A 7,958-nucleotide genomic window follows, 5' to 3' on the forward strand; every position below is an offset into this window, starting at 1 on the left:
GAAGCTAGCTTTAACACGGCTTCGGTTAATTATTATCCTTAGTGGTCAACCTAAAAGCAGTACGCGCATCGCTGCTGCTTTTAGTGATTTGTCTCAACCCTGTTCATTGCCTTCATTCATCTTATCTGCGTCAATGGTACGCTGTCAGATGATTATAAAGATAACGGAGAAGCAACTTGAAAGATTTACTCGATATCATGCAAAGCCCTACCGGCAACGGTAATCAAGAGTTTGATAGTATTCAAATTACTTTAGCCTCACCTGACGTCATCAAGTCATGGTCGCATGGTGAAGTAAAAAAGCCTGAAACCATCAACTATCGCACATTTAAGCCTGAGCGTGATGGTCTTTTCTGTGCCAAAATCTTTGGCCCAGTAAAAGATTTTGAATGTTTATGTGGTAAATATAAGCGCCGTAAATTCCAAGGCGTTATCTGTGAGAAATGTGGTGTTGAAGTAACCACTGCCAAAGTCCGTCGTGATCGCATGGGTCATATCGACCTTGCCAGCCCTGTTGCGCATATTTGGTTCCTAAAATCATTACCAAGCCGCATCGGTCTATTGCTAGACATGACGCTACGTGATATCGAGCGTGTTCTATATTTTGAAAGCTACATCGTGACTGAGCCTGGTCTAACCAGCTTAGAAAAATACCAGTTGCTTGATGATGAAGATTATTACAAAGCGCTTGAAGAATTTGGTGATGAATTCACGGCCAAGATGGGTGCTGAAGCGGTTCAAGACCTATTAAAAGATATTGATATTGATCTTGAAGTTGATGAGTTGCGCGAAGCGATTCCACAAACCGGTTCTGAGACCAAGCTTAAAAAGATGTCTAAGCGTCTTAAGTTATTAGAAGCATTCCGTGATTCTAATAACAAGCCTGAGTGGATGGTAATGAACATCTTGCCAGTACTACCACCAGATTTGCGTCCGCTAGTACCACTAGAAGGTGGTCGTTTTGCGACGTCAGATCTAAACGATCTATATCGCCGTGTGATCAACCGTAACAACCGTCTAAAGCGTCTGCTTGAGCTGAGCGCACCTGACATCATCGTACGTAACGAAAAACGTATGTTGCAAGAGTCAGTGGATGCGTTATTAGATAACGGTCGTCGCGGTCGTGCTATCACTGGTAGTAACAAGCGTCCATTGAAATCTTTGGCTGATATGATCAAAGGTAAGCAAGGTCGTTTCCGTCAAAACTTACTTGGTAAACGTGTTGATTATTCTGGTCGTTCGGTCATCGTTGTAGGCCCAACACTACGTCTACATCAGTGTGGTCTACCGAAGAAAATGGCACTAGAATTATTTAAGCCATTTACTTATAACAAACTATTGTCTCATGGTTTGGCGACGACGATTAAAGCTGCCAAAAAGATGGTAGAGCGTGAAGAGCCACAAGTGTGGGATATGCTGGCCATGGTTATTCGTGAGCATCCAGTACTCTTGAACCGTGCGCCAACACTTCACCGTTTGGGCCTACAGGCATTTGAGCCAGTACTAATCGAAGGTAAAGCAATCCAATTGCACCCGCTCGTTTGTACCGCATTCAACGCCGATTTTGATGGTGACCAAATGGCCGTTCACGTGCCATTGACGCTAGAAGCACAGCTTGAGTCACGTGCCTTGATGATGTCTACCAACAACATCTTATCACCAGCTAACGGTGATCCGATCATCGTACCATCACAGGATGTGGTACTAGGTCTTTATTACATCAGTCGTTCATCAATCAATGCCAAAGGCGAAGGCATGATTTTTGCCACCGTTAATGAAGCATTGCGTGCGATTGGTTCGAATGATTTACATGTAAACGCTAAAATCAAAGTGCGTGTCACTGAGACACATATTGATGAAGATGGTAACCAAACCAAAGAAATCAGTATCAAAGATACGGTTGCTGGTCGCTTGCTTATCTGGAACATCATGCCTAAAGGTATGTCGTTTGATGAGTGTAACCAAGAAATGACGAAGAAAAACATCTCTCGTCTAATTAACTCTTGCTACCGTAAAGTAGGCGTTAAAGAAAGTGTTATGTTTGCTGACCAATTGATGTATCTTGGTTTTGCTCAAGCGACATTGTCTGGCGTGTCTATTGGTATCGATGACATGGTCATCCCACCATTGAAGAAGCAAATCATCGAAGTAGCAGAAGGCGAAGTTCGCGAAATCGAAGATCAATTCGAGCAAGGCTTTGTAACTGCTGGTGAGCGTTATAACAAAGTAGTTGATATCTGGTCACGTACCAATGACAAAGTCGCTAAGGCGATGATGGATAACTTGGCCACTGATAAAATCATGAATGCCAAAGGTGAAGAAGAAGAGCAGAAGTCATTCAACTCTATCTTTATCATGTCAGACTCTGGTGCTCGTGGTAGTGCGGCACAGATTCGTCAGTTGGCTGGTATGCGTGGTTTGATGGCTAAGCCAGATGGCTCAATCATTGAAACGCCAATTAAAGCTAACTTCCGTGAAGGTTTGACCGTACTACAGTACTTCATCTCAACTCACGGTGCACGTAAAGGTCTAGCAGATACGGCACTGAAAACGGCCAACTCAGGTTACCTGACTCGTCGTTTGGTTGATGTCGCACAAGATTTGGTTATCACAAGTGATGACTGTGGTACTGAGCAAGGCTTGCTCATGAAACCACATATCCAAGGTGGTGAAATCATCGAGAAGTTGGGCGAGCTAGTACTAGGTCGTGTGACTGCACGTGATGTAACTTATAACGATGACGCTGATAAAGTCTTGATTCCAGCTGGTACATTGATTGATGAGCATTGGGTAAACGTGCTTGATAGCAATGCGATTGATGATATCTGGGTACGTTCAGTTATTACTTGTAATGTTGAGCATGGCGTTTGTTCACAGTGTTATGGTCGTGACCTAGCTCGTGGTCATAAAGTGAATATCGGCGAGTCAGTTGGTGTTATGGCCGCTCAGTCTATCGGTGAGCCAGGTACTCAGTTAACCATGCGTACGTTCCACGTGGGCGGGGCAGCAAGCTCAGCATCTGTGGACAACAGCATCTCTGTACGTAATGCAGGTCAAGCGCATTTCGAAAACATGAAAACGGTTCAACATACCGATGGTCACTTAGTCATCGTATCTCGTTCAGCTGAAATTGCGTTGACCGATGAACTTGGCCGTGAGCGTGAGCGTTATAAAGTACCTTACGGTTCTAGCGTTCTTGTGAAACATGAAGATCACGTTGAAGGTGGTCAAACCATCGCTAAATGGGATCCGCACACGCATCCTATCATCACAGAATTTGCTGGTACAGCACGCTTCAGTGACATCACTGATGGTATGACTGCTACAGTGAAAGTTGATGATGCGACTGGTATGAGCTCATTTGAGATCCTTGCTACTCGTGACCGTTCAAGCTCAGCAAAAGACTTACGTCCTGCGATTATCTTGAACACTGACGAAGGCAAAGAAGTGGTTTACTTCTTACCAGCCGAAACCATCATTCGCGTGAGCGATGGTGAAAAGGTTGCCGCAGGTTCGATTCTAGGCCGTGTACCACAAGCGTCATCAGGAACTAAAGATATTACCGGTGGTCTACCACGCGTTGCTGATTTGTTCGAGGCACGTCGTCCGAAAGATCATGCCATCATGGCAGAAATGTCGGGTGTGGTGAGCTTTGGTAAAGAGACTAAAGGTAAAAACCGCTTTATTATCACCAATGAAGATGGTGAAGTGCATGAAGAGCTGATCCCTAAATGGCGTCAAATCAACGTCTTTGAAAACGAGACGGTAGCACGTGGTGAAGTGATCGCTGATGGTCCACAGAACCCACATGATATCTTACGTTTGAAAGGTCAGACTGCACTTGCTGATTATATCGTCAATGAAGTACAGGACGTTTATCGCTTGCAGGGTGTGAAAATCAACGACAAGCACATCGAAGTTATTATTCGTCAGATGTTGCGTAAAGTTGAAATCACTGACGGCGGCGACTCAAATCACTTCAAAGGTGATCAGGTAGAGTATGCAGACATCAAAGCATTGAACGCGAAGCTAGAAGCGGAAGATAAATTCCCAGTACAGTTTGAGCGTCAATTGTTAGGTATCACTAAAGCAAGTCTGGCAACAGAAAGCTTTATCTCAGCGGCTTCTTTCCAGGAAACAACCCGTGTACTAACGGCAGCAGCTGTCACTGGTAAAGTAGATGAACTACGTGGTCTGAAAGAAAACGTGGTTGTTGGTCGCTTGATTCCTGCAGGTACGGGTCTTGCTTATCACAAGGCGCGTAAAGAGAAAGCAGAACAAAAGCTACAAGACAAAGATCTCAATGCAGCGTTTGACATGACTGCTAGCACTGATAGTAAAGACTTTGCTAGCTTTGATGAAGCCTTTGCTCAAGAGTTAAATCAAGATAATTAATCGTATTAAGTATCTTGATTCATTCTTAATTTGATAAAAAAGCCAGCCTAAGTTGCTGGCTTTTTTTTGTGTGCAAAAAACAGAGAAAGGCATGGTGCTATTGTCCAAAAAAATAGTACACTGGAGAATATGCCCTCATTTATTATTGATAGAAGGATAAGTAGCAAATGGCAGGTAAAACACGCGTCGCCAAATACCAAGCAGATCGAACCAATCAAAAGCTATATTTTTGTCGTCTGGCCTGTCAATCAGCAGGCAATACCAATGATAAGCAGTTATACCAAGCACACTGCGAGACCGCTATTTTTCATTTACACGGTGCTTTATTAGCATTTACTCAAGAGCTGGGTCATTTTTATAGTTTGAATATGACGGCCCCAACATTATTAAATATTGAGCAAACATTGAGCGAGCGTACGCAGGTATCGCCTGAGATTCAGCGCTTGCAGCAATTACAGCAGCAGGGCTTTATCGCTAATATAGAACGTGCTTATCAACGTTGTTTGTACGCTGTACCATCAGATACGGTTATAGATGAAAAGCAAAATGGCGATTCAACATCACCGGACCTTATTGTCAATGTGGTTACTTTATCAAACCAGTGGTTACCAGACGAGGCGACAATACGAGAGTGGCGGCAACAGTTTTTAGAGTTGATTGAGCAGTTACGTGCAGGTATGGTTGAGTTTTAATGAAGACTTAGCTCACAAAAGAATGGCCTATTCAGTGAGTATTGAATAGGCCATTCTTTTGTTATATTAAGTAGCGCTGTATACCCTTTATTCTGGCATCGGTGGTATGCGATCAACTGGTGTGACCGATAAGGGGTTCTGTGGTACGCCATCATTACTACGGCGACTGGTAGATGAATTATTCAACTCTGCCGTAGGTTTAGGCGTTGGGGGAGTACGCTGCTGAGTTTGCGTGGCAACTGGTTTTTCTGACGTATTTGTTTCGGAACTGTCATCTCTACTTGCTGTTTTTACCGATTTTTTTTGTCGCTTGGTAGAGGTAAAACCTTTGCTGTTTGGTACCCACTGACGAGGCGTATCTTTGAGTTGCGCTTTCATAAAGTCCATCCAAACTGGAAGGGCTGCGACCCCACCATATTCACGGCGACCCATAGTCGCTGGTTGATCAAAGCCCATCCATACTACTGTTGCATTGGTAGGGTGAAAGCCTGCAAACCAAGCATCTTTAGCTTTATTGGTTGTACCAGTTTTTCCGCCAATATCATCACGACCCAACGCTTTTGCTCTCCGCGCAGTCCCAAGCTGTACAACATCTTGTAATATATCTGCCATCTCAAAAGCGACTCTAGGCTTCAAAATTCGAGGTGCTTGCTTGGCTCTTATATACTGTATCGCAGGTGCTTTTAGACGATCAGCCTGTGGACCTGCGTTATAAACAGTTAAATCGGTTTTCTCATCAGTGATGCTATCGTCCGCATCATTTTCTGCCATTTGATTGTCAATAGCTGTTTTATTAGTCGTGTTATTTGCATTTTGAACTGACTGGTCATATTCTTCAATTAAGTTTTTATTGAGCTTCTCAAGTTCTTTATTAAAGCATGATGCACAGGCTTGTCGCGGGTTGGCTTGAAACAGCAGCTCGTTTTTATAGTTATAAATTTGCTCTATAAAATAGGGTTGTACACGATGACCGCCATTAGCAAAAGTGGCATAGGCAGTGGCCATTTGTAACGGTGTGGCTTGCCCTGTGCCTAGCGCTAACGATAAAGTGGTTGGTAGTTTCTCTTTATCAAGCCCAAATTCATCTAACAGATTGCGCGCATCAGAAATACCCACCGCCTGTAGCAATCGAATAGAAACCAAATTACGTGACCGATATAGACCGCGGCGTAAAGTAATATCTCCCAAAAACTTTCCATCTGAATTCTTAGGTTTCCAATCACCTACCTGAATAGGTCGATCAGAGACCATCGTATCTGGACGATAGCCTTTTTCTAATGCCGCTGTATAAATCAGTGGCTTAATGATAGATCCTGGCTGTCTCCAACCCTGTAAGGCACGGTTAAACTTGCTGTGATTAAAATCAAAGCCACCAACCAAGGCATTGACCGCGCCAGTTTCTGGATTCAATGAGACCAAGCTACCTTGTATTTCAGGTATTTGACCTAATTGCCAGTTGCCATTTGCAGTGGGTATCACGCGAATAATATCGTCTTTTTTGACGATTTGGCGGGCGTTACTAGGAGAGTAGCCAATACGATCGGCCGAAATATATTTACGTGCCCAGTTCATGCCAGACCAGTTAACGGTTACTTTTTCGCCAGATTGGAGTATGGCTTCGAAACTACGAGAATTGACTTTAGTGACTTTAGCAGGGGACATATTACTATAGCGTCGAAAGTTTTCGAGTGGCTCGTCATTTGCTTCAGCACCGCGCCAACCATGACGATGCTCGTAAGCAACTAAGCCTGTCAATATGGCCGATTCTGCATCTGTTTGTGCCTTGCTATTCACTGTAAGGCGCACGCGCCAGCCACCGTGCATGACTTGATCGCCATAGCGTTCGACTAAAGAGGCACGCGTCATTTCTGCCAAATAAGGCATATTTACATCGAGTTTTTCTTGATAGAGATTGATGCCGATAGGTGCGCTGATAGCTTCGTCATATTGGGCTTCGGTAATATAATCCAACTCATGCATACGTCCAATAATCCAATTACGCCGAGTCAATGCACGTTCAGGATTGGCAACAGGATTGTATTTAGAAGGGGCTTTTGGCAGACCTGCCAACATTGCCATTTCAGCAATGGTGAGACTGTCCAATGATTTACTATAGTATTTCTTGGCCGCGGCACGGATGCCATAAGCGCCTTCACCTAAATAGATTTTATTAACATAGAGCGTCAAGATGTCAGTTTTACTAAGCTCATCTTCAATTTTACGCGCTAAAAATAATTCTGTTAATTTACGATTTAGGGTACGTTCTGGGCTCAAGAAATAATTCTTAGCAACCTGCATGGTAATGGTGGAACCACCTGTCTGACCGTCATCATCAGTGACTGCTTCGGTAACAGCGCGACCAAGACCTTTAATACTGATGCCACTATGTTGAAAAAAAGAGGCATCTTCGGCTGCTAAAAAAGCATGCGTTAAATCTTCGGGAATATCATTAAAACTAACTGGCAGCGATAAACGATTGCCATACTGACCGATTAACTTATCGTCACTACTATAAATCTGTAATGGCATTTCTAATTTGGCAGTTTTAATTTCTTGCGTACTAGGTAAAGTTGGCGATAAATACATCGCCATCCCATAGAAACCAATGGGTACAGCAAGTATTAAAACAACTGCCAATGCTAGGCAAGCGATAAAAAGTCCCACCAAAAAGCGAATGAGACGAGCGGTAGCATTTTTCTTGGCCATAATAAGACTTATTAGTTAGAATTTGTAGCAGATAATATTATTATACCTTGAACAAAATAAGCAGGTCATAATAAATGTGTAAGTTAGACTTAATATATTTTTTAAATGCTTGAATCTATCTATTAAGTAAACTATTGTATTTAATTATTACAAATAACTATACCAT

The 7,958-nt window shown here is 43.2% G+C and carries 3 protein-coding genes; 2 read left to right on the forward strand and 1 reads right to left on the reverse strand.

Features of this window, described 5'->3' with window-relative positions; genetic code table 11:
* The first annotated feature begins 176 nt into the window (after positions 1-176).
* Together rpoC and QL982_RS03340 are read left to right on the forward strand one after the other, a co-directional pair.
* On the forward strand, positions 177-4,394 hold the full coding sequence (gene rpoC, locus QL982_RS03335; RefSeq protein ID WP_290163134.1) for a DNA-directed RNA polymerase subunit beta': 4,218 nt from the start codon (positions 177-179) through the stop codon (positions 4,392-4,394).
* 167 nt (positions 4,395-4,561) lie between these two features.
* Positions 4,562-5,086 (forward strand): DUF6586 family protein, encoded by a 525-nt coding sequence (locus QL982_RS03340; RefSeq protein ID WP_290163132.1) that lies wholly within the window; start codon positions 4,562-4,564, stop codon positions 5,084-5,086.
* Positions 5,087-5,173: 87 nt separating this feature from the next.
* Here the strand turns inward: QL982_RS03340 and QL982_RS03345 are convergent, their stop codons facing one another.
* Positions 5,174-7,792 carry a PBP1A family penicillin-binding protein gene (locus QL982_RS03345; RefSeq protein ID WP_290163131.1) on the reverse strand — a complete coding sequence of 873 codons (2,619 nt, stop codon included), beginning with the start codon at positions 7,790-7,792 and terminating at the stop codon, positions 5,174-5,176.
* Between the last annotated feature and the right edge of the window lie 166 nt (positions 7,793-7,958).

The organism is Psychrobacter sp. 5A.1 (genome assembly GCF_030407455.1).
Taxonomy (GTDB): Bacteria; Pseudomonadota; Gammaproteobacteria; order Pseudomonadales; family Moraxellaceae; genus Psychrobacter.

Excerpts from the sequence above, each read along its gene's own strand:
- QL982_RS03340 (WP_290163132.1), top strand. The coding sequence starts at position 4,562 with ATGGCAGGTAAAACACGCGTCGCCAAATACCAAGCAGATCGAACCAAT.
- QL982_RS03345 (WP_290163131.1), bottom strand. The coding sequence starts at position 7,792 with ATGGCCAAGAAAAATGCTACCGCTCGTCTCATTCGCTTTTTGGTGGGA.